This window comes from Streptomyces sp. NRRL S-455 (assembly GCF_000717875.1).
Taxonomy (GTDB): Bacteria; Actinomycetota; Actinomycetes; order Streptomycetales; family Streptomycetaceae; genus Streptomyces.
This window is the reverse complement of the sequence record NZ_JOCT01000002.1, coordinates 119,673-145,166: the sequence shown is the minus strand read 5'-3', so window position 1 is coordinate 145,166 and position 25,494 is coordinate 119,673. Positions and strand designations below refer to the sequence as shown.

Here is a 25,494-nt window from a genome sequence, read left to right as displayed (position 1 = left end):
CCGGGCGATCCCTGTCCAGCATCAAACCGGGATCTGTCCATGCGATCAGCGCATCAATCGGCCCGGACCGGCGTACGCTTCCCAGCCATGGAGGCCTCCCTGCGTCAGCTCTCGGCCTACGCGGCCGTCGCCCGGGCGACGAGTTTCACCGCGGCAGCCGCCCAGTTGGGCGTCTCGCAGTCGTCCCTCAGCCGCGCGGTCGCCGACCTGGAACGGCAGGTCGGCGCCCAGCTCCTCGAACGCGACACCCGCAACGTGCAGTTGACCGCCGCCGGCGCCGAGGCGCTGCGGATCGCCGAGCAGATCCTCAGCGCCCACCGGGCCGGGATGAGGGAACTGGACCGCTTCCTGCTCGGCGAGTCGGGCACGGTCGCCGTCGCCACTCTGCCCTCGGTCGCCGCGGTGCTGCTTCCGCAGGTCATCTCCGGGTTCCGCACGGACCGGCCCCGGGTGGCCGTGCGTCTGCTGGACGGCCTGGAACGGGCGGTGCTGAACCGGGTCCTGTCCGGTGACGCGGACTTCGCGATCACCACGGTCGGCGTGCCGCCGGAGCGGCTGGAGCACCGTCCCCTGGCCCGGGACCGTTTCGTCGCGGTCCTGCGCGACGACCATCCGCTCGCCGACCGCGACGAAGTGGGCTGGGCGGACCTGGCGCGCGAGCCGTTCCTCGCCGTCGGCCGCGACTCCAGCGTGCGGCGTCTCACCGACGCCGCGTTCGGCCAGGTCGACGCGCACGCAGCCCCCGCTGCGGAAGCCGGCAGCGTCGCCACCGTGGGCGGACTGGTCGCGGCCGGCCTCGGCGTGACCGCGCTGCCCGCCCTCGTCCTGCCCCTGCTGGGCACCGGGCCCTTCGTCTTCCGGCCGCTCGTCGGCCCCGTCGTCGACCGGCGCCTGGACATCGCCCTGCGCGCCCGGCGTACGCTCCCGAGCGTCACCGAGCACTTCCTGGAAACGCTGGAGAAGTTCCGTGCCGAGGGAAGGGAACTCCCTCCGGGAGTGTCCTGGGCCTGATCCGATTGATGCGCTCTTCGCATTGATTGATGGCGTTCTTTTGCTGGACAGGCATTTCTCCGCCTCGGCAGTCTGAAGGCGACCTGACCAGCTGAGGCAAGGGGACGCATCGGTGCCGGACGACCAGCGGAACACCACGGGGCACGGGCAGTTGCGAGGACTGAAGGTCGTCGAGTTCGCCCATGTGGTGGCCGGCCCGCTCGCCGGTTCGATGCTCGCCGACCAGGGCGCGGACGTGGTCCACGTCGAACCCCCGGGCACCGGCGACGCCGCCCGCGCGATGGGACCCAGGCGCGACGGCGTGCCCCTGTGGTTCAAGGTCGCCGCCCGCAACAAGCGCTCCGTCACCCTCGACCTGCACCACGCCGAGGGTCGTGCGGTCGCCCACCGTCTCGTCGCCTGGGCGGACGTCGTCATCGTCACCCTGCGCGCCGGGCGCCTGCGCAGCTGGGGCCTCGACTGGGAGTCCGTGCACCGGATCAACCCGAAGGCGGTCCTGCTGCAGATCTCCGGCTTCGGCGCCACCTCGAGCCAGGCGGACGCCCCCGGCTTCGGCAAGATGGGCGAAGCCCGCAGCGGAGTCGTCCATCTGACCGGCCATCCGGACGGGCCGCCCGTCCACACCGGCTTCTCGCACGGCGACGCCGTGACCGGTCTGATGGGCGCCTACGCCGTCCTCGCCGCCCTTCACCGGCGCGACCACGACCCCGGCTTCGACGGCGAGTGGATCGACCTCGCCCTGTTCGAACCCCTCTTCCGGCTCGTCGAGTGGCAGGTCATCGTCCACGACCAGCTGGGCACCGTACCGCAGCGCTCCGGCAACCAGCTCGCGGTCGCGCCCGCCGCCGTCATCAACACCTACCGCTCCCGCGACGAGCAGTGGATCACGGTGACCTCAGCGACCCTGCGCTCCGTGCGCAACGTGGCACGGCTGCTCGGCCTGCCGGAGGAGGAGTTCGCCACGTCGGAACAGCAGCACGCGCGACGCGGGGAGCTGGATGAGGGCCTGCGGGCCTGGGTCGCCGGCCGTTCCGCCGCCGAGTGTCTGGAGGCGTTCGCCCGCGCCGAAGTCGTGGCCTCCCGGGTGTTCGACGCGGCCGACATCGCGGCCGACCCGGTCTACGCCGAACGCGGCGACATCGTCACCGTCCCCGACCCCGACCTGGGCGAAGTCCGCATGCAGGCCGTCATCCCGCACTTCCGTCAACGCCCCGGGCAGGTCTGGCGCACCGGGCCCGCACTCGGCCAGGACAACGAACTCGTGTACCGGGACTGGCTGGGACTGAGCGACCGGGAACTGGCCGACCTGGAGAAGAACGATGTCGTCTGAACCCCGCCCGGCCGCCCTGCCCCGCCCCCCGCTCCGCTCCCTGCTCTTCGTCCCCGGCCACCGCACGGACTGGCTCCCCAAGGCCCGTGCCGCCGGTGCCGACGCCGCCATCCTCGACCTGGAGGACGCGGTACCGGCCCCCGACAAACCGCTCGCCCGTGCCCGGGTCGCCGAGGCCCTCGCGGAATCCGCCGAACAGCGCGCCGCGATGCCTCTCTTCGTCCGTGTCAACCCGCTCGACGACTGGGCCGCCGCCGACGAACTGCGCACCGTCGTACGCCCCGGCCTGGCCGGGATCGTCCTGCCCAAGGTGCACACCGCCGCCGACATCCGGCTCGCGGACCGTCTGATCGACTGGTGCGAACGGGACCACGGCATGCCCCCCGGCACGACGGCCCTCGTCCCCCTGCTCGAGTCGGCCCGAGCCCTGCGCGACGCCTACGACATCGCCGCGACAGCCCCCCGGGTCGCCTACGCCGGCGCGCTGACCGCCCCCGGCGGCGACGTCGAACGCGCGGTCGGCTACCGCTGGAGCCCCCAGGGCGCCGAGACCTTGGCCCTGCGTTCCCGTGTCCTGCTCGACGTCCGTGCCGCCGGAGCGCCTTACCCGGTAACCGGACTGTGGACGGACATAGCCGACCTGACGGGGCTGCGCGCCTTCGCCGAGCAGAACCGCTCCCTCGGCTACGACGGCATGATGGCCATCCATCCGGCCCACGTCCCCGTGATCAACGAGGTCTTCGCCCCCGGCACCGAAGAGCTCGACCGCTGTGCCCGCCTCGTCGCCGCCGTGGAGTCGGCCCAGCGCGACGGCGTCGGCGCCCTCACCTTCGAAGGACGGATGGTCGACGAAGCCATGGCCGAAACAGCACGTGCGGTGCTGGCGCGACACGGACGCGGCTGACACCATCCCGGCACCACACCGGAGGACCGATCCTGTTGACTGTGGTGCAGCTCACACCAGTTCACGGGCCAGGCGCGTCAAGGGTCACGAACGCGACATCAAAATTGAACCGTTCGTTTTCTTGAACCGATCGTGTTTGTGTGGATAGGTTGTCCGCCATGACCGCATCCCGGAACCCGACCACCGCCGAGGAGCTGCGCGGTGCCGGCCTGCGGGTGACGGCCGCCCGCGTCGCGCTGCTCGAGACCGTGCGGGACGGTGACCACCTCGGCGCCGAGGCCATCGCCTCCGAGGTGCGCGGCCGCGTCGGCCACATCTCCGTCCAGGCCGTCTACGAGGGGCTCCACGCACTCACCGCGGCGGGACTCATACGCCGCCTCGACCCGCCGGGCAGCCCGGCCCTGTACGAGGGACGGGTCGGCGACAACCACCACCACCTCGTGTGCCGGTCGTGCGGGACCGTCGCCGACGTGGACTGCGCGGTCGGCCACGCCCCGTGCCTGACCGCGTCCGACGACCGGGGCTTCGCCGTCGACGAGGCCGAGGTCATCTACTGGGGCCTGTGCCCCGCCTGTTCCACCGCCCGCAGTACCTGAGCGATGTGATCCACCCGAGCACCGTGATCCACCCCGTCCGGAAGGATTCCCATGACCGAGAACCACGACGCGATCGTCACTGACTCGAAGCAGGAGGAGACGGGCGGCTGCCCGGTGGCGCACGGCCGCGCTCTGCATCCCACCCAGGGCGGCGGCAACCGCCAGTGGTGGCCCGAGCGGCTCAACCTGAAGATCCTCGCCAAGAACCCCGAGGTCGCCAACCCGCTCGGCGGGGAGTTCGACTACGCCGAGGCGTTCAAGAACCTCGACCTCGCCGCCGTGAAACGTGACATCGCCGAGGTTCTGACCACCTCGCAGGACTGGTGGCCCGCCGACTTCGGCCACTACGGCCCCCTGATGGTCCGTATGGCCTGGCACAGCGCGGGCACCTACCGCATCAGCGACGGCCGCGGCGGCGCCGGCGCCGGCCAGCAGCGCTTCGCCCCGCTCAACAGCTGGCCGGACAACGGCAACCTCGACAAGGCCCGCCGCCTGCTGTGGCCGGTCAAGAAGAAGTACGGCCAGAGCATCTCCTGGGCCGACCTGCTGATCCTCACCGGCAACGTCGCCCTGGAACAGATGGGCTTCGAGACCTTCGGCTTCGCCGGCGGCCGCGCGGACGTCTGGGAGGCCGAGGAGGACGTCTACTGGGGTCCCGAGACCACCTGGCTCGACGACAAGCGCTACTCCGGCGACCGTGAGCTGGAGAACCCGCTCGGCGCCGTCCAGATGGGCCTTATCTACGTCAACCCCGAGGGCCCCAACGGCAACCCGGACCCGCTCGCCGCGGCCCGCGACATCCGTGAGACGTTCCGCCGCATGGCGATGAACGACGAGGAGACCGTTGCCCTGATCGCCGGCGGCCACACCTTCGGCAAGACCCACGGCGCCGGCCCGGCCGACCACGTCGGCGCCGACCCCGAGGCCGCCTCCATGGAGGAGCAGGGCCTGGGCTGGAAGAGCACCTACGGCACCGGCAAGGGCGGCGACGCCATCACCTCCGGCCTGGAGGTCACCTGGACCACCACGCCGACCCAGTGGAGCAACGGCTTCTTCAAGAACCTCTTCGAGTACGAGTACGAGCTCGAGCAGAGCCCGGCCGGCGCCCACCAGTGGGTGGCGAAGGACGCCCCGGAGATCGTGCCGGACGCGCACGACCCGTCGAAGAAGCACCGCCCGAAGATGCTCACCACCGACCTGTCGCTGCGCTTCGACCCGATCTACGAGCCCATCTCCCGCCGGTTCTACGAGAACCCGGAGGAGTTCGCGGACGCCTTCGCCCGCGCCTGGTTCAAGCTGACCCACCGTGACATGGGCCCGAAGTCCCTGTACCTCGGCCCGGAGGTCCCGGAGGAGACCCTCATCTGGCAGGACCCGCTGCCCGAGGCCGAGGGCGAGCCCATCGACGCCGCGGACATCGCGACCCTCAAGACTAAGCTCCTCGAGTCGGGTCTGTCCGTCTCGCAGCTGGTGTCCACGGCCTGGGCCTCGGCGTCCACCTTCCGCGGCAGCGACAAGCGCGGCGGTGCCAACGGCGCCCGCATCCGCCTGGAGCCGCAGCGCGGCTGGGAGGTCAACGAGCCCGACGAGCTGGCGCAGGTCCTGCGCGTCCTGGAGGGCATCCAGCAGGAGTTCAACTCCGGCGCCGGCGCCAAGAAGGTGTCCCTGGCCGACCTGATCGTCCTCGGCGGCACCGCCGCCGTCGAGAAGGCCGCCAAGGAAGCCGGCTTCCAGGTGGAGGTCCCCTTCACCGCGGGCCGTGTGGACGCGACGGAGGAGCACACCGACGCCGAGTCCTTCGAGGCGCTCGAGCCGACCGCCGACGGCTTCCGCAACTACCTCGGCAAGGGCAACCGCCTGCCGGCCGAGTACCTGCTGCTCGACCGGGCGAACCTGCTCACCCTGAGCGCCCCGGAGATGACCGTGCTGGTCGGTGGTCTGCGCGTCCTGGGCGCCAACTACCAGCAGTCCCAGCTCGGCGCCTTCACCAAGACGCCTGGCTCGCTGACCAACGACTTCTTCGTCAACCTGCTCGACCTGGGCATCACGTGGAAGGCGACGACCGAGGACCAGACCACCTTCGAGGGCCGCGACGCCGCCACCGGCGAGGTCAAGTGGGCCGGCTCCCGCGCCGACCTGGTCTTCGGCTCGAACTCCGAGCTGCGGGCCCTCGCCGAGGTCTACGCGAGCGACGACGCGAAGGAGAAGTTCGTCAACGACTTCGTCGCGGCGTGGGTGAAGGTCATGAACCTGGACCGGTTCGATCTGGTCTGATCATCCCCGCCTGACAGGACGCCCCGGGCCGGTGCCCGGGGCGTCCCGGCGTTTTTCCTGAGACTCCGTCAAAGACCGTTCAAGGCAAGAACATCACTTACCCAACTCCCACCATGAAACGGCAAGAATCCCGGCCGTGCCCGCAAACCGGGCGTACGTTCTGGCCGTGAACTCACCTGCCACCGCCCACAGAGGCGCCGGCCCTGAACCGCACCCCCTCGCCGGTCCACGGCCGACCACCGGCGGCACCGTCCGCCGCACCCTCCTGCGCACCGCGCTGACCGGGGCCGCGGCCCTCGGCGCGGGCCTGGCCGCCACCCCGCCGGCCACCGCCACCACAGGCGCTCCCCGCACCCGCCCACGGCCCAGCACCCCGCAGGAGGCCCTCCAGGAACTGGCCGCGGGCAACCGCCGCTGGCGCGCCTGCCGTGAACGCCACCCGCACGAAACCCCCGCCATACGGAGGACGTTGACCACAGCCCAGCATCCCTTCGCGGTCGTGCTCGGCTGCATCGACTCACGCGTGCCTCCGGAGCTGGTCTTCGACCAGGGGCTGGGCGACCTGATGACCGTGCGCACCGCCGGCGAGGTCCTGGACGAAGCCGTGCTCGGCAGCGTCGCCTACGGCGTCCTGGAACTGGGCATACCGCTGGTCGTGGTGCTCGGGCACCAGTCGTGCGGCGCGGTGCGTGCCGCCGTCGAGGCGGAGCAGTCCGGCGAACCGCTGCCCGCCCACATCCAGTACCTCGCCGACCGGATCAGCCCCGCCATCGACCACAGCAAGGAAGGGGACGCCCGGATCGACGCCACCGTGGACGCCAACGTCCGGCTCGTACGCTCCGAGCTTCAGGCCGAGCCCGACCTCGCCGCCAGGATCAGCACCGGTGCACTGGCCGTCGTCGGCGCCCGCTACGAACTGACCAACCAGGCGGTCCACCGCATCAGTTGAGGACCGGCCCGGTCCACTGCGCAGACAGCGGACCGGGCACACCCCCTCAGGCCCGCAGCGGAACGGACGGGGGAGAGTTCCAGCAGAAGGCGAACGGCGTCGCGTGGCTCACTCGCACACGATCTCGTCACGCGGCGTGTAGTGCGTACGGTACGGCTCCCGCCCCACTTCCCTGCCGTCGTCGTAGAAGACCCGCTCCACGGTGACGTCGAACCCTTCGAGCGGCGTCTGCGGCACGCACTCCTTGGCGTGGCTCACCTTCTTCTCGGGCTGCTTCACCTTCGTGCGCGGACCCTTGACCGACGTGATCTCGTCGTACTTCCTGGTGCCGAGGAAGGACACGGTCACGGACGTGTCCGTGGACTCGGCCTGGATGTAGATCGCCTTGCCGGAGTCGTTGGTGAACCTCAGGTCCAGGCTGCCCCAGGCGACCGTCGCCTCGCGGCCCTCCGGGTAGCGCTCGATGTAGAAGGAGTGGGCGCCGTGCTCCACGGGCTTGACCCCCGCGAAGAACATGGCGTTGTACACGGTCGTCGCCACGGCCGAGACCCCGCCACCGGACGCCTTGGTGAACTGGTCGTCGAGGATGATGATGCCCTCGACGAAGCCGTTGGCCTCGGTGCGCTCACCGACGGTGCGGTTGAAGCTCCAGGTCTCGTCCGGGTGGACGACGGAGCCGTTGATGAGTTCCACCGCCCGTCCGACGTTCCTGGTGCGGTACTCGGCCGGCTCGAAGTGGACGGTGAAGGAGGACATCGTCTCCGTCAGCCCCAGGTCCGCGGCGTTGTCGCGGGTCACCTCGGGCTGGACCCTGTGCACGGCCACCTCGCCGCCGCGGGCCGAGCCCGCCCGGGTGAGCAGGGGCAGCACCGCCTTGCCCAGCGCTCTGTCGGTGACCTCCTGGCCGGTCCTGGCGTCCTCAGCGACGACGACCGCCTCGCCGTCCGCTCGCAGCCGGGCGTTCCGGGCGGTCGTGGTGACGTCGTTCAGCGACGCGGCCACGGCCGGATCATCGCGCAGTCCCTTCGCGTCGAGCTCCGGTCTCAAGCGGCCGCTGCCGTCCGGCCGCATCGCCAGGTGCTCGCCCAGCACCTCCGGGCCGATCGTGAACCGCTTGCCGCCCGCGGTGAGGGTGACGGGTGCCGACATGGCCGGCTCCGCGAACGTGCGCACCGCCCGCCGTACCTCCTCGGGCGTGACCTTCGGCCGGGTCTCACGGGCGGGCAGGGACGTGACCGAGCCGCTGTCGCCCCGCAGGAACGAGGCGCGCAGCGGGCCGACCGCGGCGTCCACGTCCAGCGCGTACCCCGTGCGCGGCGCGACCTCCGCGACCCGCCCGTCCTCGAAGGCGACGGCACCGTCACGGACCTTCTGGTCGAGCTTCTTCGCCAGCCCACCGAGGGCCGCCCGGGCCTTGCTCTCGTCGACGCGCACCACGGGTTCGATCTCGCCGCCCGAGCGGAAGAACCCGCCGAAGACACTGAACGGATCCGCGTCGGTGCGCGCCGCCCGGTCGACGGCTTCCCGGACGTCGAAGGAGAGTCCCGCGCGCCGCGGATCGACCGTGCCCGTGCGGTCGCCGACCTTCACCCGCAGTTCCCGCGGTCCGGCCGCACCCAGGTCACGCTCCAGCTTCCGCACCGCCTCCGCACGGGTCAGGCCCCCGATCTCCACCCCGCGCACCGAGGTACCGGAGTCGATCTCCCCGCCCGCGAGCACCAGCCCGGCGAGATAGAGACCACCGACACCCACGGCCAGTGCGCCGCCGGCCAGGGCGAGGGGTGGCAGGGACGTGATGCGCGGGACGGAGGCTATTCGGGGACGCATGGGTCTCCTGGAGATCGGGACAGGCGGTGCACCGAGGACGCGACGCTGCTGCGGACAGGCGCACCAAGCTATCCACACCAAGGCGGCAAACCGGTATGGCCTGAACCACTTTTGTCCGAGATCACGCCGAAGGCGGCCGGACGGCCCGCGCACCGGCCCGGCCGACCGCGGCCACAGAGTGGTAACGACGAACAACTGTCTGATCGTTCGCACGGTCTAGGCCATCATGAAGATCTCTTTCCTCATCCACAACGCCTACGGAATCGGAGGCACGATCACCACCACGTTCAACCTGGCCGGGGCGCTCGCCGAGCGGCACGACGTGGAGATCGTCTCGGCGTTACGTCACCGGGAGCACCCCAACCTCGCCCTGCACCCCGGAGTGCGGCTGCGGGCGCTGGTGGACCTGCGCAAGGAAGCGGACCACCCGCTGCACCAGAGACCGGCGAAGGTGTTCCCGCCCGCCGAGTACCGCCACCGCCAGTACAGCGAACTGACCGACCAGCGCATCGGCGAGCACCTCGAGGGGCTCGACGCCGACGTCGTCATCGGCACCCGCCCGGGCCTCAACGTACACATCGCGCGCCAGGCCCCGCAGCGGGTCATACGCGTCGGCCAGGAGCACCTCACCCTCGACAACCACTCGCCCGGGCTGCGCACGGCGCTGCGTCGCGCCTACCGCCGTCTCGACGTGATCACCACGGTCACGGAAGCGGACGCCGCCGTCTACCGGCGCAAGATGTGGCTGCCCGGCGTCCACGTGGAGGCCCTCCCGAACAGCGTCCCCGATCCCGTGCTGCCCCCGGCGGACGGAACCGCCAAGGTTGTGATCGCCGCCGGCCGGCTGGTCCCCGTGAAGCGCTACGACCTGCTCATCGAGGCGTTCGCCCGGGTCGCCGCCGCGTACCCGGACTGGCAGCTGCGCATCTACGGCAAGGGCGAGGAGCAGCCCAGGCTGAGGCAGCTCATCGAACAGCTCGGCCTGTGGAACAACGTGTTCCTGATGGGGGCCGCCACCCCCATGGAGGCCGAATGGGTCAAGGCGTCCATCGGCGCGGCCGCTTCGAACTTCGAGCCGTTCGGCATGACCATCGTCGAGGCGATGCGCTGCGGACTGCCTGTCGTCAGCACGGACTGCCCCTACGGCCCCGGCGAGATCATCGAGGACGGAGCCGACGGCCGGCTGGTACCGGTCGGAGACCGTGACGCCTTCGCCGCGGCCCTGCTGGAACTCGTCGGCGACGACGAACGCCGCCGTCGCATGGGCCGCGCCGCCCTGGAGAACGCGCGCCGGTTCGCCCCCGGCCCCGTCGTCGCACAGGCCGAACGCCTCCTGCAGCAGGCCGTCACAGCCAGAACCACCGGCCGGCGCACCACCGCTGACCGGAACCACCGCACACCCGGCGCGCTGGCCGGACGGGGCCACGCCGCCCGCGACGCAGCCCACGCAGCGGCCTCCGGCGCCCTGCGCGCGATACGGAAGGGACGACGATGACCGCGAACCACGACCCCCGCCTGCGCACCGACTGCACGGCCGCCACGGACGGCCGCATCGTCTTCCGCCTCCCGCCGGGCTCCGGCGCCCGCCCCCAGCTGCTGCTGCGGCTGCGTCCCAGGAAGGGGCAGCCCGAGACGACCCGCCGCCTGCTCGAACTGGAACCCGGCGACACCGACGGCCACCTGCACGCGGCACTGGAGCCAGACCTGGCCCTCGACGAAGGCCGCTGGGACCTGTACCTGCTGGCGGAACCCGAGGCCGAACGACAGCGGCTGCGCCCCGGTCTGAGAGATCTGCGCGCCCTGGTCGGTGGTCACCTTCGCGACCGGCCCTCCCCGGTCACCGCCACCATCCCGTACGTCACGAAGGACGGCTTCCTCGCGCTCAGGGCATGGCGGCGCGCCGCCCACGCGGAGGCCGGCACCATCGACGTCACGGACCGGGCCATCACGGTCACGGCGCGCCTGCACGGTGCCGGCCTCGACGAGGACGCCACCGTACGGCTGCGCCTGCGCGGCAGCGACATCGTGCGGGACCTCCGTCCGCGGATCGACGACGACGGCAGGGGTTTCGCCTTCACCGCGGGCCGCGAGGACCTGACGGTCGCGGGGGAGGAGGCCGGCCGGATCTGGGACGCCTTCGTGCGGCCCGCCGCCGACGAGCCGCCGATCAGGATCGCCCGGTTGCTCGACGACCTCGCCGACCGCAAGCACGTGTTCGTCTACCCGGCAATGACGGCGGACGGAACGGCCGTGCGCCCTTACTACACGGTCGACAATGACCTCGCGATCGAGGCGACGCCGACCGAATAGCCGATATGCCCGAAATGAAAAACCATGGCGTTTCGGATGGTTGTTTCGGCAATGCGTCGCGACAGGCGTGTGTGGATTCTGTGTAAAGGGGCGGCAAAAGAGGGCAGGTGGTCATCTTCAACAGCCGTGAAGGCCAAGGGGACTTGCGGCAATAACGAAACTCAAGTACCCAGGTGAATCATGAACCTGTTCAACCGCGTCGTGCCGTCCCGCCGGCAGGCGCCGCCCGTCCCCCCACAGCGTCCCGCCGGCGCGTCGGCTTCCCCCGCCCTGTCCGACCCCGGCCTGGCGAATCTCACCGGTGAGTGGGTCGTCGACCCCGCCCACAGCAGGATCGGCTTCTCCGTCCGGCACGCCATGGTGACCACCGTGCGCGGTTGTTTCCTGGAGTACGAAAGCAGGCTCTTCTTCGACGCCCACGACCCCGCCCGCTCGCGGGCCGACATCACGCTGTTCACCTCCAGTGTCGACACCGGGGTGGAACAACGCGACGCCCACTTGGTCGGCCGTGACTTCCTCGATGCCGCGACTTATCCCCGTATGCACTTCACCAGCAGCGCGGTGGAACACACGGGTGCCGACCTCTACCGCATGTCGGGCGACCTCACCATCAAAGGCATATCCCGTCCCGTCGTACTCGACATGACCTACATCGGTCACGTCACCGACCCCTTCGGATACGAAAGGGTCGGTTTCGACGGCACCACCACGATCAACCGTTCCGACTGGGGTCTGACGTACAACAGCAGACTGGCCGAGGGCGGTGCCATGGTGAGCGAGAAGGTGCGGCTGCAACTGGACATCGCCGCCATCCGTCTGGCCCCGTCGGGAGGCTGACGGCCTCGGCGGGCCGGTACGGCTCATGCCGCGTCGTCGGGCCCGGCCACGACACGGAACGTCGCCGGGCCGAGCGTGATCACCCCGTCGCTCAGCGGTGTGCACCGCACCCCGCCCCCGCCACGCAGGGCGCGCTGTGCGCCGGGGCCGAGCGTCACGTCCATCCAGGCACAGGGCCGGGCCGGACGGTTCACGGCGAACACCACCGGCCCCGTGCCGCAGTCGAGCGCGATCACCGCGCCGACGTACGCGTCGATGTCGACGCCCCGGAGCAGAACGTTCCGGCGGGTGTGCCGAAGATCGGCCAGCGGAGCGATCTCCACGGGCAGCTTCTCCACGGCCATGATCGTCACCGCCGCGTTCCGGTGCGCGGGCCTGGCGAAGTAGCGGTCGCCGACCAGCCCCAGACCACGGCGTACCTCCACCCGCGTGACCCGCTCGTCCGACGGGCCGTCGGCAGGCCCGTCCGACGGCCGCCCGGCCAGACGGTGCGCGGACGACACCAGCAGCTGCAGCACCTCCACCTCGGTCATGGCGGCAACCCTACGCCCGGGTAACCGCCGCATGTCATGCCGGCAGACGGCCGACGGCGCGGGCAGGGCAGCGGCCCGTCACTCTTCCTGCCTCCGTTCGGATCCGCCCTCCTCCGCAGGGGCCCGGCCGTCCGCAGGCTCGCCCGCAGTGAGATGCTCCAGGACCTCGACCAGTTCCTGACACGCGTGCTCCACCGAACGCCGCGTGTTGATCTGCTCGGTGATCACCGCCGAGAGGATCAGGGCCGTCAGGGCCATCGCCCCGTTGAAGGCCTGCAGCTTGATCATCACCTCCACCTGACTCAGCCGCTCGAACGGCCCGGCCCGGTCGGTCGCCGCCACCGTCGCCAGGACGGAGGCGACGAGCGCGCACAGCATGCTTCCCACCAACTGGAAGCGCAGAGCCGCCCAGATCAGCAGGGGGTACACGAGAAACATCACGCTGACCGAGCTGTACGCGGCCAGCGGAACGACGCAGCAGACGATCAGCGTCAGGCCCAGGGCCTCCTTCCAGCGCGCCGGCCGCAGGGGCCGGCGGACGCGGAACAGCAGGAGCAGCACCGGGGTCACGATCAGCACGCCCATCGCGTCACCCACCCACCAGGCCAGCCACACGGCCCAGAAGCTCGACCACTCGAGCTCGTCCGTGACGAGCAGCATGCCGACGCCCACGGTCGAGCTGATCAGCATGGCGGTGAAGGCGCCCAGGAACACCAGGGCGAGACCGTCCCGCAGTCTCGCGAGGTCGGTACGGAAACCGGCCCGGCGCAGCAGCAGGTACCCCACGACCGGCGCGGCCGTGTTTCCCGCCATCACGCCCAGCACCGAAGGGCTGGGGGAGGTGAGTGACAGAACGACGAAGAAGGCCCCCAAGGCGATCCCGGGCCAGCAGCGCAGGCCGAAGAGCAGCAGGAAGGCGACCGATACTCCGGTGGGGGGCCAGATGGGCGTGACGACCGAGCCCTCGACGACCAGTTCCCGCAGGAGGCCCAGCCGCCCCGAGACGTAGTAGCAGGCGGCGACGGCCAGCACTTGCAGGGCGACGACGACCGGCGCACGCAGATCCTGGCTACCTACCACAGCAGCCATCAGATACCGAGGCCGCCGCGTCGGCGAGGTGAGCGCGCAGCCCTGCGGCCCAATGGCTGAGGGCGCCGCGGCCCGATGGCCGAAGATCCTGCGGTCGGCCTACGGCTGAGCGTCCGGCCCGTCGAGCCCGACCACCAGTACGGCGGCGTCGTCGTCATGCCCCACGCGCTCGGCGCCCTTGATCAGGGCAGCCGCGAGCGCGTCCACGTCCATGGCCGCCACGGCCGCGATGCCGGCGAGCCGGACCACCTGGTCCAGACCCTCCTCGAGCCGCATCGACGGCCCCTCCACGACACCGTCCGTGAGCAGCACGAACACACCACCCGTGGTCAGCTCGTGCCGCGTCACCGGATACGTCCACCCCGCCTGGATGCCGAGGGGCGGCCCGCCCTCGTCCTCCGTGAGGCCGGACTTCCCGTCCGCCGTCGCCCATACGCACGGCAGATGCCCCGCTCGCGCACTCTCCAGCACGCCGGCACACGGGTCGAGCCGCATGAACGTACAGGTGGCGAACAGATCGGAGCGCAGGGACACCAACAGCTCGTTGGTCCGGGCGAGGACCTCACCCGGCTCACCGGTGACGGAGGCCAGGGCCCTCAGCCCGGCCCGCACCTGCCCCATGAAGGCCGCCGCCTCGATGTTGTGTCCCTGGACGTCACCGATGGACAGGCCGATACGTCCGTCGCCCAGCATGAAGGCGTCGTACCAGTCGCCGCCCACGTTGAGCCCCTGACAGGCGGGCGTGTACCGGACGGCGAGATGCAGTCGGTGGGCGACGGGCAGGTCCCGCGGCAGCATGCCGCGCTGCAGCGCGATGGCCAGCTCGACCCGCGACCGCTGCATCTGGGCCTGCGCACGTGCCTGGGCCGTCAGGGCCCCGAGCCTGGTCAGCAGCTCGTCGCCGTCGTCCGGCGTGCCGGTGCGGGACATTGATCACTCCGGCGAGGATGGCCACCGTCGGCGACGGCCCTCGAAGGCGAATCGCCTGATGTACGTCAATAGGATGATACCGACACACGTGCACCGCACGCCGCGGCCACCGTCACACCCCCGTGAGGTGATGCAGAGCCAGGTAGAGCACGGCGGCGGGGACCCCGGCGCCGAAGAACGTCAGGACCCAGGCGGTGACGATCGAGCGCGCCACCTGCCAGCGCACCGCCGAGGCGCGCCGGGTGGCGCCGGCCCCCAGAATCGCCGCGGTGATCGTCTGAGTGGTGGAGATCGGCGCCTTCACCAGGAACGCGGTGGTGTAGAGAACGGTCGCGGCAGCGGTCTCGGCGGCGAAACCGCGTGGCGGATCGAGATGGACGATGCGCCGGCCGAGGGTGGTGATGATGCGACGCCCGCCGCTGTAGGTCCCCGCCGCCATGGCGGCCGCCACGGCTGCGATCACCCACACGGGGACGGAGAAGTCCTCCTGCCACCCCGCCGTGACCAGGGCGAGCACGATGACCCCCATGGTCTTCTGCGCGTCCTGAAGCCCGTGCCCCAGCCCCATGGCCGCGGCGGACACGGTCTGCGCCATACGGAAGCGGCGCGTGGTGCGCCGCGGGGCCGAACGGCGGAAGATCCACAGGATGGCCGTGTGCAGCGTGTACCCCAGAAGCACACCGACCAGTGGGGACAGCAGCATCGGCAGGACGACCTTGTCCACGATGCCGGACCAGTGCACCGTGGCGGAGGCGGCCAGCGCGGCACCGACCAGCCCTCCGATCAGCGCGTGCGAGGACGAGGTGGGCAGCCCCCGCCACCAGGTGAAGACGTTCCATCCGATGGCTCCGACGAGCGCGCACAGGACCAGCAGCAGGCCCGAGGTGTCCTGGGGTGCGCCGATGATGCCACTGCCGACGGTCTCGGCGACCCCGGTCCCCAGGAAGGCGCCGAAGAAGTTCATCACCGCCGCCATGGCCAGTGCCGCACGCGGCGTCAGAGCCCTGGTGGAGATCGAGGTGGCGATGGCGTTCGCCGCGTCGTGGAAACCGTTGGTGAAGTCGAACGTCAGTCCCACGATGATGATCAGCACCACCAGAGTGAGCTCCATGCCCGATCACCTTTCCGCAGCCGCCCGGACCCATCGTGCCGCGAAACGCTCCGGCAGACCCGCCAGGAGTCGCAGCGGTGGCACTTGAAGAACCGTCGCCCGTTTTACGGTGTCCCGATGCGCTCTGTTCCGAAATGGGTCCTGCTGCCGTCGGGCTGCGCGCCTACCGTCCTGATCCTCGGCTGGATGGTGGCCGCATCACTGCAAGGTCCCGCCTACGACCCTGCCGCTCAGACGATCAGTGTCCTGGCGGCCCCCGGAACCGCAGGGTCCTGGGTGATGACGGGAGCGTTCATCGCCGTGGGCGCCTGCCACCTCCTCACCGCCTGGGGGCTCCGCGCCGCGGCGGTCCCCGGCCGTGTGGCGCTGGCGGCGGGCGGCGTCGCGGCCCTGGCGGTGGCGCTGAGCCCGGCGCCGAGCAGCGGCGGCTCTCTGAGTCACGGTTCGATCGCCGCCGTCGGCTTCTCCTTCCTGGCCGCCTGGCCGGTCCTGGCCGCCCGTACGGGTGGCGCCGTGCCGTGGGCGCTGCGCCCCCTGCCGTCCCTCGGGGCCACCGCCGCGATGGCGGTGGGTATGGCCTGGTTCCTGGTGGAGCTCCATCTGCAAGGTGTCGCGGGCGTGGCCGAACGCGCGGTGACGACCCTGCAGTCCCTCTGGCCCCTCGTCGTGGTTCTCTCCTGCCTGCACGGGTCGGGCCGCGAAGGGTTCCCGGCCTGACAGGAGGGCCCGGCGTGCCGGTACGTCGACTGAGAGGGAGCCGACGAGTGGCCACCGCGGATGCAACGGGGGGAGGCTGGAGGGAGGCGGTGTCCAGCGGATGGGAGAAGGCCCATGAAGGTCGGAGTTCTGACCGGCGGCGGTGACTGTCCCGGCCTCAACGCCGTGATCCGCAGCGTCGTCCGCAAAGGTGTCCAGGAGTACGCCTTCGACTTCGTCGGTGTGCGGGACGGCTGGCTCGGTCTTCTGAAGAACGACGTCGTTCCCCTGGACATCTCCAGCGTGCGGGGCATTCTCCCCCGCGGCGGGACCATCCTCGGGAGCTCCCGCACCAACCCGTTCCGGCACGAGGACGGGCTGCGGCGGGTACAGGAGACCCTCGCCTCGCACGATGTGGACGCGCTCGTCGTGATCGGCGGCGAGGACACGCTGGGGGCGGCCGCCGAGCTGAACCGGCAGGGGATCAACCTGGTCGGTGTGCCGAAGACCATCGACAACGACGTCTCGGGCACCGACTACACCTTCGGCTTCGACACCGCCGTCGGCATCGCGACGGAGGCGATCGACCGCCTCCACACCACCGCCGAGTCACACATGCGCGCCCTCGTGGTGGAGGTCATGGGGCGGCATTCCGGATGGATCGCCCTGCACGCCGGAATCGCGGGCGGCGCCAACGTGATCCTCATCCCGGAGCGGCCGTTCGACATGGATCAGGTCTGTGAGCAGGTGAAGCGCCGATTCGAGATCAACTACGCGCCGATCGTCGTCGTCGCCGAAGGGGCCGTGCCCAAGGAGGGACAGATGATTCTCAAGGACCAGTCGCTCGACGAGTTCGGCCATGTGCGGCTGTCCGGCATCGGTGAATGGCTGGCCCAGGAGATCTCGGCCCGCACCGAGAAGGACGCCCGTACCACGGTCCTGGGACACATCCAGCGCGGCGGCACCCCGAGCGCCTTCGACCGGTGGCTGGCCACCCGCTTCGGGCTGCACGCCATCGAGGCCGTGAAGGACGGTGACTTCGGCGTCATGGTCGCCCTGCGGGGCACGCGCATCGTCCGCCTCCCCCTCGCCGATGCCACAGCGGCGAACAAGGTGGTCGATCCCTCGCTGTACGACGAGTTCGCCGCGTTCTACGGATGACCTGCTCTCACCCGCCGTGCGGTACGACCGCCACCGGGCAGCGGGCGTGGTGCAGTACCGCGTGTGTCACCGGACCCAGCCGGCCTTCGGCGGCCCGGGGCTCGGTCCGGCGTCCCACGACGAGCAGGTCCGCACTCCGGGCGGCGTTGAGGAGCGCTTCCGCCGGGTGGAGCAGCATGACATCGACGCCGACCGCCACGCGGGGGTACTTCTCATGCCAGGCCCGCAGCGCGTCCGAGAGCAGCAGAACCTCCTGGTCCTCCCACATGGCGCGGTCCTCCTCCGTCACCACCAGGGTCCGGGAGGAGACGGACTCGGCGGGAAACGCCCATGCCTGCACCACGCGAAGACGCGCCCCGCGTGCCTCGGCGGACGAGAAGGCGAAGTCGGCCACCTCACCGACCGGCCGGTGCCCGTCGAACCCCAGCACGACCTGGGCCGTGCCGCCCGCCGAGGACAGCCCACCGGGGTGACCGCCGGGCCGGTGGGGGACGAGCACGACGGGGCATGGGGCGACCGCCGCCGTGCGCAGGGCCACCGAGCCGACCGCCAGCCCTTCGAAGCCGCCCGTCCCGCGGGTGCCGAGGACGAGGAGCCCGGCCTCGCGGGCCGCGGCGAGGAGCGCCGCGGCCGGGGCGTCGTCCGCCTGCCCGACCTGCACCTCGAGATCCGGGTAGCGGTCGCCGAGGCCGGTGACCAGCCGTTCCAGCAACCAGTCACCCATCTGGTGCAACCGGTCCAGGGCGGCGGTCGGCACGGCGGCCCCGGGAAGCGGCGGAGAGGCGTGGAACAGCCGCAGCGGAACGCCCCGCAGCGCGGCCTCCCGCGCGGCCCAGTGAGCCGCCGCCGCACTGCTCTCGGACCCGTCGACTCCCGCGAGCACAGGCTGACGCATCCTGGCCTCCTCCGCCCGGGCCCGCGGGTCGCGAGCCCCTCAGGCCGCTGTTCGCTCTCCACCACTGTTCCACGGCCGCACCGCTCCGGCGTCCGGAGCGTGGGGCAGCGCCGGCCTCTCGCGGCACACGGCAACGGAGCTCAGGGCCGTGTCAATCGGTCCGGACGCCCCGTAGAGGTAGAGGCCGTCGCCACGGTTGCGGCGCTCCTGAGTACCGGTACGGCCTCCAGAACCAGGATGGCGAGGTCGTCGTCGAGCGGCTCGGTGCTGAAGTCGTGGGCGGCTCGCCGGACCCGTTCCGCCACAGCCTTCGCGCCGAGTCCCTTGCATCGTCGCAGCACCTCGGCCAGGCCGTCGTCGTCGTCCAACTGCCGGGTGCCTCTGCGGCGTTCGGTCACACCGTCGGTCACACACAGCAGTGTCTCGCCCGGGGTCAGGGTGAAGGAGTCGGCGTGGAACTCCGCGTGTTTCTCGACGCCGAGCAGGATCTGCGGGCTCGCGGCCGGCGTCACGGTGCCGTCCGTCGCCAGCCGCAGCGGCGGCGGATGCCCGGCGCTGGCGATCGTGCACCGGATGCCGCCGTCGACCGGGTCGGGCTCCAGCTCCCCGTACAGCAGGCTGAGGAAGCTGGACCCCTCCTGTTCGCCGCGGAATTTCATGGCCTCGGCGGCCTCCTCCGCCATGGCCAGGTTCAGCCGCTTGAGCAGGGTCTCGACGCCGTGGCCCTCACGTGCCAGCAGTCGTACGAGGTGCCGGGCCAGCCCGGTGACGGACATCGCCTCGACGTCGTGGCCGGACACGTCGCCGAGCAGGAAGCACCACCGCCGGTCACCCATCGGGAACAGGTCGTAGAAGTCCCCGCCGACGGTCTGGCCCTCCCCCCAGGGCTCGTAGACGATCGCCGTGTCGACGCCCGGAATGGCGGCGAGGGACGTGGGGAGCTGCCTGCGCTGAAGTGTCCGGCTGATGCTCGCCTGGCGTGTGTAGTGGCGGGCGGTGACCACGGCCTGGGCCATGCGCCGGGCCACGTCCTCGACGAGGCGCACGACGGTGCCGGTCTGGTCGGGCGTTCCCGCCTGGCCGATCAGCAGCGTGCCGTGGTACCTGCCGCCCGCGACCAGCGGGAAGGCCAGCGCCGATCCGCCGGTGTTCTCGTCGTCTCCGAAGTCGGGCCAGGGCCATGGGACGCCGGTCGTGCTCAGACCGGCGGACGGACGGTCCTTCTCCAGGGCCAGGCGGAGCCTGCGGATACGCCGTTCGTCCATGTGCCAGACACGGGAGAGCCGCATCTGGCCATGGTCCGAGGTCAGCCATACGCCGCACCAGTCGGCGAGCCTGGGGACCAGCAGCTGCCCGGCCAGCGCGGCGACCATGTCCTCGTCCAGTTGGCCGGCGAGTAGCTCTCCGGCCTCCGCGAGGAACCACTGTCCTTCGCGCTCGGCCCACTCGGCACGGTGACCCGGGCGCTCGCCCGGCACGAGGGGTTCGGGGAGGGGCTGCCCGCGGCGGACGGCTTCGGTGCGGGGGCCGCCGACGCTCTGCTTCGTGGCGGCGAGCGGGGTCACGACCGCGCACTCCAGGCGGAACCAGGTGGCCTTCTCGGTCCGCCGGTAGGTCACGCCCCAGGACTCGGCCAGCGCGCGCGTCAGCTGCCGGCTGTAGCCGCGCCCGTGGCTCCGTACGTCCTTTCCGTCGACGAGGCCGTCGGAGCTGCCGTGCTCCAGCACCTCGACCACGAGATCCACCCAGCCTGCGTCCGCCCGCGCGCCGTCGGCCGGAGGGTCGGGGCCGGCCTCGAGGTGGCAGGACACCTCGATCTCGAACCCGCTGTGCGCGACAGCGCTGGTGACCAGTTCGCTGACGAGGAGCACCGCGTCGTCGACGGACCGTTCACTGATCGTCGGCGCTCCGGGGGAGTGCGGTGGGGCCCGCTCGACGAGCACGGCACGCACGAACTTGCGCGCCGCTGAAGCCGCGAGCTCGGTGGTCGGTACACGTAGTCGTGCTGCCGCGCGCGGACCCGAGGACGACCTCACCTGTGGTCCCACCGGCAACCCCTTGCCGAGTTCACTGCGTACAAATACAGGACGAATGTAGCCTAAATGGGAAATGCCGGTGTGTTTGTCCCACGAAGTGAGCTGTCATGGATGCTGTCGCCCACACTGAACTCGCCGCCGCGGAGCCGGGATCCGAGGAGCGGGAGGCTGACGAAACGAGGCCCGAGGCCGCAGAGGGGGCAGTCCCCGCGCCGGCGGGTGAGTGGGTGCGCGTGGCCGAACTGCGTCCGCTGCTCGCCGCCATGACGTCCCTCTGTGACGGGGACTTCACCGTACGCACAGGAGAGTTGCCCGAGGGGCTCCTCGCCGAGATGGCGGGGGTGTTCAACCAGATCGTCACGCGCAACGCGCACCTGGCTTCGGAGCTCGACCGGGTCCGACGGGAAGTGGTGCGGCAGGGACGGCTGGACGAACGCCTCGCGGCGAGTCCCGGCCAAGGCGCGTGGACGACCAGCGTCGACGCGGCCAACACACTGCTGGAAGCGCTGGCCGTTCCGATCGTGCACGCGACGCGCGTACTGGACGCGGTCGCTGACGGTGATCTGACGCAGCGCGCCGAGTTGCACGACGGCAGGCGGCAGCTCCGCGGCGATCTGCGACGCCTGGGCTGCGGGGTCAACCGCATGGTGGAGCAGCTGTCGCTGTTCACCGGCGAGCTGACCCGCGTCGCCCGGGAGGTCGGTACCGAAGGCCGCCTCGGCGGGCGTGCCACGGTGCAGGGGCTGTCCGGCGACTGGCGCTACGTGACCGAGGCGGTCAACACGATGGCCTCCCGGCTGACCGCGCAGGTGCGTGACATCGCGGTGGTCACCACAGCGGTCGCACGCGGCGACCTGACCCAGCAGGTCACGGTCGAGGCGACCGGCGAGCTGCTGGAACTGAAGCTGACCGTGAACACGATGGTGGACCAGCTGCGCGCGTTCGCCGACGAAGTCACGCGAGTGTCCCGCGAGGTCGGCACCGAAGGGCAACTGGGCGGCCGGGCGCAGGTACCAGGGGTCTCGGGGGTGTGGAAGGACCTCACCGACAACGTCAACTTCATGGCGTCGAACCTGACCGCCCAGGTGCGTAACATCGCCCAGGTGACCACGGCGGTCGCCACCGGCGACCTGGGCCAGAAGATCACGGTGGACGCCCGGGGCGAGATCCTGCAGCTCAAGAGCACCGTGAACACGATGGTCGACCAGCTGTCGGCGTTCGCGGGCGAGGTCACCCGCGTCGCCCGCGAAGTCGGTACCGAGGGGCGGCTCGGTGGCCGGGCCCAGGTCCGCGGCATCTCGGGCGTGTGGAAGGACCTCACGGAGAACGTCAACTTCATGGCGGACAACCTGACCTCGCAGGTCCGCAACATCGCCCAGGTCGCCACGGCGGTCGCCCAGGGCGACCTCGGCAAGACGATCACGGTGGAGGCGAAGGGCGAGATCCTGGAGCTGAAGTCCACCATCAACACGATGGTCGACCAGCTCTCGGCCTTCGCCGACGAGGTCACGCGAGTGGCCCGCGAGGTCGGCACCGAGGGCAACCTGGGCGGACAGGCGCAGGTCCGCGGGGTGTCCGGGGTGTGGAAGGAGCTGACGGACAACGTCAACTTCATGGCGTCGAACCTGACCTCGCAGGTCCGCAACATCGCCCAGGTGACCACGTCGGTGGCCAACGGCGACCTGTCGAAGAAGATAACGGTCGACGCCCGCGGCGAGATCCTCCAGCTCAAGGAGACCGTCAACACGATGGTCGAACAGCTGCGCGCCTTCGCCGACGAGGTCACGCGGGTGGCCCGCGAGGTCGGCACCGAAGGGCGGCTGGGAGGCCGGGCCCAGGTCGACGGGGCGTCCGGAGTGTGGAAGGACCTCACGGACAACGTCAACTTCATGGCCTACAACCTGACCTCGCAGGTCCGCAACATCGCCCAGGTCGCCACGGCCGTCGCCCAGGGCGATCTGTCGAAGAAGATCGACGTGGACGCGCGCGGCGAGATCCTGGAGCTGAAGACCACCATCAACACGATGGTCGACACGCTCTCCTCGTTCTCGTCCGAGGTCACCCGCGTCGCCCGGGAGGTCGGCAGTGAGGGGCGGCTGGGCGGTCAGGCCCGGGTCGAAGGCGTCTACGGCACGTGGAAGCGGCTGACCACCAACGTCAACGAGCTGGCCCTGAACCTCACGACCCAGGTCCGGGCGATCGCTGAGGTGGCCAGCGCGGTCACCCAGGGCGACATGTCCCGGGCCATCACGGTGGAGGCACAGGGAGAGGTCGCCGAACTGAAGAACAACATCAACCTCATGGTCTCCAACCTCCGGGAGACCACCCGGGCCAAGGACTGGCTGGAGTCGAACCTCACCCGCATGGCCGGGCTCATGCAGGGCCACCGCGATCTGGTGGAGGTCGCCGACCTGATCCTGCGCGAGCTGACACCGCTGGTGAACGCACAGTTCGGCGCGTTCTTCCTGGCCGAGGCGGGGGCGCCGGCCGGTGAGGGGCTCGAGTTCATCGCCGGGTACGGCACCGACCAGGCGGGCGGAAGCAGCCCGCTTCCCGGCACCGGCACCCCGGGCCGTGGCCTGATAGCACAGGCCGCGCAGGAGAAGAAGCGCATCCTCATCATGGACGCACCGCCCGACTACATCACCATCAACTCCGGTCTCGGCACGGCCCGCCCGGCCAGCATCGTCATCCTGCCCATCCTCTTCGAGGACCAGGTGCTCGGAGTGATCGAGCTGGCCTCGCTCAGCAAGTTCAGCGATGTGCACCTGGCGTTCATCGACCAGTTCGTCAACACGATCGGCGTCTCGATCAACACGATCATCGCCAACTCGCGTACGGAGTCGCTGCTGTCGGAGTCCCAGCGGCTCACCTCGGAGCTGCGTGAGCGGTCGGACGAACTCCAGCGCTCCAACGCGGAACTGGAGGAGAAGGCAGCCCTGCTCGCCACCGCCTCGCAGTACAAGTCGGAGTTCCTCGCGAACATGTCGCACGAGCTGCGCACGCCGCTCAACTCCCTGCTGATCCTGGCCCGGCTGCTGGCCGACAACCCGGACGGACACCTGGCCGAGCAGGAGGTGCAGTTCGCCACCACCATCCACCGATCGGGCTCGGACCTGCTCCAGCTGATCAACGACATCCTCGACCTGTCGAAGATCGAGGCCGGGCGGATGGACGTGCGTCCGAAGACCCTCCCGCTGATCAAGCTGCTCGACTACGTCCACGCGACCTTCCGGCCGCTCACCATCGACCGCGGTCTGGGTTTCGAGATCGCCGTCGACAAAGACGTGCCGGCCGAGCTGTACTCCGACGAGCAGCGCCTGCAGCAGGTGTTGCGCAATCTGCTGTCCAACGCGGTGAAGTTCACTCACGACGGCAGTGTGGAGCTGCGGGTCAACCGGGTGGCGGGAACGCAGTTCTCGGAGGAGACGCTCAAGAACGCGGAAGTCGTCCTCGCGTTCTCCGTGAAGGACACCGGGATCGGTATCGCCCCCGAGAAGCTTCCGATGATCTTCGAAGCGTTCCGGCAGTCCGAGGGCACCACCAACCGCAAGTACGGCGGCACCGGCCTCGGCCTGTCCATCAGCCGGGAGATCGCCGGGATGCTCGGCGGCAAGATCGTCGCCGAGAGTGAGCCGGGTGTGGGCTCCCGCTTCACCCTCTACATCCCCTCGTACCACCCCGGCGTCACCGCGGTGCAGGGCTCGGCGACCGCCGCCGGCGCCGCTCCCGCACTTCCCGCGGAGCCCCGGGCGGCGGCCGTCGCGGACTCGTCAGCCGATCAGGCGCTCGACCGTGCGGAGAACTCCAGCGCCGCCGTCCTCACCCCGGAGCGGCTCGCGGACGGCGTGGAAGGCAGGCAGGCCGCGGAGACCGCCGACAACCGCGAGGACACCTGGCCGGAGACGACGCGGCTCAAGCAATGGCTCAGCGGACGCGCGGGACGCGTCCTGGCCGGTCGTCGCATCCTCATCGTCGACGACGACATCCGCAACGTCTTCGCCCTCACCCATGCGCTGGGCCGTGTCGGCATCACCGTGAGGTACGCGGAGAACGGGCGGGAGGGTCTCGAAGTCCTGGAGCGCTCCCCTGACGTGTCCGTGGTCCTGATGGACATCATGATGCCCGAAATGGATGGATACGAGACCATCCGTGCCATCCGAAGCACCCCGCGTCTGGCCCATCTGCCGATCATCGCGCTCACCGCCAAAGCGATGCCCGGAGACCGCGACAAGGCGATCGACAGCGGCGCCAACGACTACGTGCCCAAGCCGGTGAACATCGACCGCCTCCTGTCGGTCATCTGCGTCCTGCTCGACCCGGAGTGCGACTCCCCGGAACCGGCACAGAACGCCGACATCACCGATGAACCGCCCGCCGTGGACGACAGAGCCGACGACCGCACTGGAGACGCATGATGAGCACCAGCCCGGCCGCCCCCTCCAGCATCCTCATCGTCGATGACATGGAGGAGAACCTCATCGCGTTCGAGGCCGTACTCGGCCCGCTGCACCAGCACCTGGTCCGCGCGCGCTCGGGGGAGCAGGCGCTGAAGGCGATGCTGCGCCAGGAGTTCGCGGTGGTCCTCCTGGATGTCCGGATGCCCGGCATGGACGGCTTGGAGACCGCCGCCAACATCAAGCGGCTCGACCAGACCAAGGACGTGCCCATCATTCTGGTGACCGGGACCGAAGGCGGTGCGGACTACGCCTACAGGGGATACGCCATCGGCGCCGCCGACTTCCTGGCCAAGCCCGTCGACCCGTGGGTGCTGCGCACCAAGGTCAACGTCTTTCTCGAACTGCACCGCAAGAACCGACAGTTGGCGATGCGGGCGGCGAGGGAGGACGCGGACCGGCTCACGGAGATCACCGAGCGGCTCGCCGAGATCGTGCTGCTGCTGCGCGACAGACCGGAAGTAGACAGGGGAGAGCTGGTCGACCGCATCGCGGAGGTGGAGCGCGCCGTAGGAGCGCTCCTTCCGGACGGAACCGGCACCGAGTGA

Annotated in this window: 20 protein-coding genes; 13 read left to right on the top strand and 7 right to left on the bottom strand. The window is 70.5% G+C overall.

Going from position 1 to position 25,494, the window contains the following annotated elements:
• The first annotated feature begins 87 nt into the window (after positions 1 to 87).
• The 6 genes from IE97_RS0103240 to IE97_RS0103215 all read left to right on the top strand — a co-directional run bounded on the left by IE97_RS0103240 (position 88) and on the right by IE97_RS0103215 (position 7,064).
• Positions 88 to 1,011 carry a LysR family transcriptional regulator gene (locus IE97_RS0103240; RefSeq protein WP_030230528.1) on the top strand — a complete coding sequence of 308 codons (924 nt, stop codon included), beginning with the start codon at positions 88 to 90 and terminating at the stop codon, positions 1,009 to 1,011.
• A 112-nt stretch (positions 1,012 to 1,123) separates the two neighbouring features.
• On the top strand, positions 1,124 to 2,341 hold the full coding sequence (locus tag IE97_RS0103235) for a CaiB/BaiF CoA transferase family protein (protein ID WP_030230524.1): 1,218 nt from the start codon (positions 1,124 to 1,126) through the stop codon (positions 2,339 to 2,341).
• On the top strand, positions 2,331 to 3,245 hold the full coding sequence (locus tag IE97_RS0103230; protein WP_030230521.1) for an HpcH/HpaI aldolase/citrate lyase family protein: 915 nt from the start codon (positions 2,331 to 2,333) through the stop codon (positions 3,243 to 3,245). Before IE97_RS0103235 ends, IE97_RS0103230 begins: the two co-directional genes overlap by 11 nt.
• A 158-nt stretch (positions 3,246 to 3,403) precedes the next feature.
• The gene (locus IE97_RS0103225) at positions 3,404 to 3,841 is read left to right on the top strand and encodes a Fur family transcriptional regulator (RefSeq protein WP_030230517.1); all 438 of its coding nucleotides are present in this window, start codon (positions 3,404 to 3,406) and stop codon (positions 3,839 to 3,841) included.
• Between the two features lie 51 nt (positions 3,842 to 3,892).
• Positions 3,893 to 6,115 carry a catalase/peroxidase HPI gene (gene katG / locus IE97_RS0103220; protein ID WP_030230514.1) on the top strand — a complete coding sequence of 741 codons (2,223 nt, stop codon included), beginning with the start codon at positions 3,893 to 3,895 and terminating at the stop codon, positions 6,113 to 6,115.
• A 166-nt stretch (positions 6,116 to 6,281) separates the two neighbouring features.
• A complete protein-coding gene (locus IE97_RS0103215; RefSeq protein WP_030230511.1) occupies positions 6,282 to 7,064 on the top strand; it encodes a carbonic anhydrase in 783 nt (260 codons plus the stop codon).
• Positions 7,065 to 7,172: 108 nt separating this feature from the next.
• Here the strand turns inward: IE97_RS0103215 and IE97_RS0103210 are convergent, their stop codons facing one another.
• On the bottom strand, positions 7,173 to 8,891 hold the full coding sequence (locus IE97_RS0103210; RefSeq protein ID WP_030230508.1) for a VanW family protein: 1,719 nt from the start codon (positions 8,889 to 8,891) through the stop codon (positions 7,173 to 7,175).
• Between the two features lie 226 nt (positions 8,892 to 9,117).
• On the opposite strand from IE97_RS0103210, the gene IE97_RS0103205 reads away from it, so the two are divergent.
• From IE97_RS0103205 to IE97_RS0103195, 3 genes are all read left to right on the top strand, one after another.
• Positions 9,118 to 10,386: a glycosyltransferase family 4 protein gene (locus tag IE97_RS0103205; protein ID WP_030230505.1), complete on the top strand. Its 1,269-nt coding sequence runs from the start codon at positions 9,118 to 9,120 to the stop codon at positions 10,384 to 10,386.
• Positions 10,383 to 11,201: a hypothetical protein gene (locus tag IE97_RS0103200; RefSeq protein ID WP_030230502.1), complete on the top strand. Its 819-nt coding sequence runs from the start codon at positions 10,383 to 10,385 to the stop codon at positions 11,199 to 11,201. Before IE97_RS0103205 ends, IE97_RS0103200 begins: the two co-directional genes overlap by 4 nt.
• Positions 11,202 to 11,381: 180 nt before the next feature.
• Complete coding sequence (locus IE97_RS0103195) at positions 11,382 to 12,038, top strand: YceI family protein (protein WP_030230499.1); 657 nt, start codon at positions 11,382 to 11,384, stop codon at positions 12,036 to 12,038.
• Positions 12,039 to 12,061: 23 nt separating this feature from the next.
• On the opposite strand, the gene IE97_RS0103190 is transcribed toward IE97_RS0103195, so the two are convergent.
• The 4 genes from IE97_RS0103190 to IE97_RS0103175 all read right to left on the bottom strand — a co-directional run bounded on the left by IE97_RS0103190 (position 12,062) and on the right by IE97_RS0103175 (position 15,701).
• The gene (locus IE97_RS0103190) at positions 12,062 to 12,571 is read right to left on the bottom strand and encodes a hypothetical protein (protein ID WP_030230497.1); all 510 of its coding nucleotides are present in this window, start codon (positions 12,569 to 12,571) and stop codon (positions 12,062 to 12,064) included.
• A gap of 78 nt (positions 12,572 to 12,649) precedes the next feature.
• A complete protein-coding gene (locus IE97_RS0103185) occupies positions 12,650 to 13,660 on the bottom strand; it encodes an MASE1 domain-containing protein (protein ID WP_199807017.1) in 1,011 nt (336 codons plus the stop codon).
• A gap of 99 nt (positions 13,661 to 13,759) precedes the next feature.
• Entirely contained in the window at positions 13,760 to 14,590 is an 831-nt protein-coding gene (locus IE97_RS0103180) for a PP2C family protein-serine/threonine phosphatase (protein ID WP_030230493.1), read from the bottom strand.
• A gap of 112 nt (positions 14,591 to 14,702) precedes the next feature.
• A complete protein-coding gene (locus IE97_RS0103175; protein ID WP_030230491.1) occupies positions 14,703 to 15,701 on the bottom strand; it encodes an inorganic phosphate transporter in 999 nt (332 codons plus the stop codon).
• 117 nt (positions 15,702 to 15,818) lie between these two features.
• On the opposite strand from IE97_RS0103175, the gene IE97_RS0103170 reads away from it, so the two are divergent.
• Positions 15,819 to 16,418 (top strand): DUF998 domain-containing protein, encoded by a 600-nt coding sequence (locus IE97_RS0103170; protein ID WP_030230489.1) that lies wholly within the window; start codon positions 15,819 to 15,821, stop codon positions 16,416 to 16,418.
• A gap of 114 nt (positions 16,419 to 16,532) precedes the next feature.
• Complete coding sequence (locus IE97_RS0103165) at positions 16,533 to 17,558, top strand: 6-phosphofructokinase (protein ID WP_030230487.1); 1,026 nt, start codon at positions 16,533 to 16,535, stop codon at positions 17,556 to 17,558.
• A 7-nt stretch (positions 17,559 to 17,565) separates the two neighbouring features.
• Here the strand turns inward: IE97_RS0103165 and IE97_RS0103160 are convergent, their stop codons facing one another.
• A complete protein-coding gene (locus tag IE97_RS0103160; RefSeq protein WP_030230484.1) occupies positions 17,566 to 18,453 on the bottom strand; it encodes a universal stress protein in 888 nt (295 codons plus the stop codon).
• Between the two features lie 140 nt (positions 18,454 to 18,593).
• Positions 18,594 to 20,501: a SpoIIE family protein phosphatase gene (locus IE97_RS0103155; RefSeq protein ID WP_234331780.1), complete on the bottom strand. Its 1,908-nt coding sequence runs from the start codon at positions 20,499 to 20,501 to the stop codon at positions 18,594 to 18,596.
• A 251-nt stretch (positions 20,502 to 20,752) separates the two neighbouring features.
• On the opposite strand from IE97_RS0103155, the gene IE97_RS0103150 reads away from it, so the two are divergent.
• A complete protein-coding gene (locus tag IE97_RS0103150; protein WP_106975290.1) occupies positions 20,753 to 24,907 on the top strand; it encodes a HAMP domain-containing protein in 4,155 nt (1,384 codons plus the stop codon).
• Positions 24,904 to 25,494: a response regulator gene (locus tag IE97_RS0103145; protein ID WP_030230463.1), complete on the top strand. Its 591-nt coding sequence runs from the start codon at positions 24,904 to 24,906 to the stop codon at positions 25,492 to 25,494. The genes IE97_RS0103150 and IE97_RS0103145 overlap by 4 nt, the downstream gene beginning before the upstream one ends.

Excerpts from the sequence above, each read along its gene's own strand:
- IE97_RS0103240 (WP_030230528.1), top strand. The coding sequence starts at position 88 with ATGGAGGCCTCCCTGCGTCAGCTCTCGGCCTACGCGGCCGTCGCCCGG.
- IE97_RS0103230 (WP_030230521.1), top strand. The coding sequence starts at position 2,331 with ATGTCGTCTGAACCCCGCCCGGCCGCCCTGCCCCGCCCCCCGCTCCGC.
- IE97_RS0103225 (WP_030230517.1), top strand. The coding sequence starts at position 3,404 with ATGACCGCATCCCGGAACCCGACCACCGCCGAGGAGCTGCGCGGTGCC.
- katG (WP_030230514.1), top strand. The coding sequence starts at position 3,893 with ATGACCGAGAACCACGACGCGATCGTCACTGACTCGAAGCAGGAGGAG.
- IE97_RS0103210 (WP_030230508.1), bottom strand. The coding sequence starts at position 8,891 with ATGCGTCCCCGAATAGCCTCCGTCCCGCGCATCACGTCCCTGCCACCC.
- IE97_RS0103205 (WP_030230505.1), top strand. The coding sequence starts at position 9,118 with ATGAAGATCTCTTTCCTCATCCACAACGCCTACGGAATCGGAGGCACG.
- IE97_RS0103200 (WP_030230502.1), top strand. The coding sequence starts at position 10,383 with ATGACCGCGAACCACGACCCCCGCCTGCGCACCGACTGCACGGCCGCC.
- IE97_RS0103195 (WP_030230499.1), top strand. The coding sequence starts at position 11,382 with ATGAACCTGTTCAACCGCGTCGTGCCGTCCCGCCGGCAGGCGCCGCCC.
- IE97_RS0103190 (WP_030230497.1), bottom strand. The coding sequence starts at position 12,571 with ATGACCGAGGTGGAGGTGCTGCAGCTGCTGGTGTCGTCCGCGCACCGT.
- IE97_RS0103185 (WP_199807017.1), bottom strand. The coding sequence starts at position 13,660 with ATGGCTGCTGTGGTAGGTAGCCAGGATCTGCGTGCGCCGGTCGTCGTC.
- IE97_RS0103180 (WP_030230493.1), bottom strand. The coding sequence starts at position 14,590 with ATGTCCCGCACCGGCACGCCGGACGACGGCGACGAGCTGCTGACCAGG.
- IE97_RS0103175 (WP_030230491.1), bottom strand. The coding sequence starts at position 15,701 with ATGGAGCTCACTCTGGTGGTGCTGATCATCATCGTGGGACTGACGTTC.
- IE97_RS0103170 (WP_030230489.1), top strand. The coding sequence starts at position 15,819 with ATGCGCTCTGTTCCGAAATGGGTCCTGCTGCCGTCGGGCTGCGCGCCT.
- IE97_RS0103165 (WP_030230487.1), top strand. The coding sequence starts at position 16,533 with ATGAAGGTCGGAGTTCTGACCGGCGGCGGTGACTGTCCCGGCCTCAAC.
- IE97_RS0103160 (WP_030230484.1), bottom strand. The coding sequence starts at position 18,453 with ATGCGTCAGCCTGTGCTCGCGGGAGTCGACGGGTCCGAGAGCAGTGCG.
- IE97_RS0103150 (WP_106975290.1), top strand. The coding sequence starts at position 20,753 with ATGACGTCCCTCTGTGACGGGGACTTCACCGTACGCACAGGAGAGTTG.
- IE97_RS0103145 (WP_030230463.1), top strand. The coding sequence starts at position 24,904 with ATGATGAGCACCAGCCCGGCCGCCCCCTCCAGCATCCTCATCGTCGAT.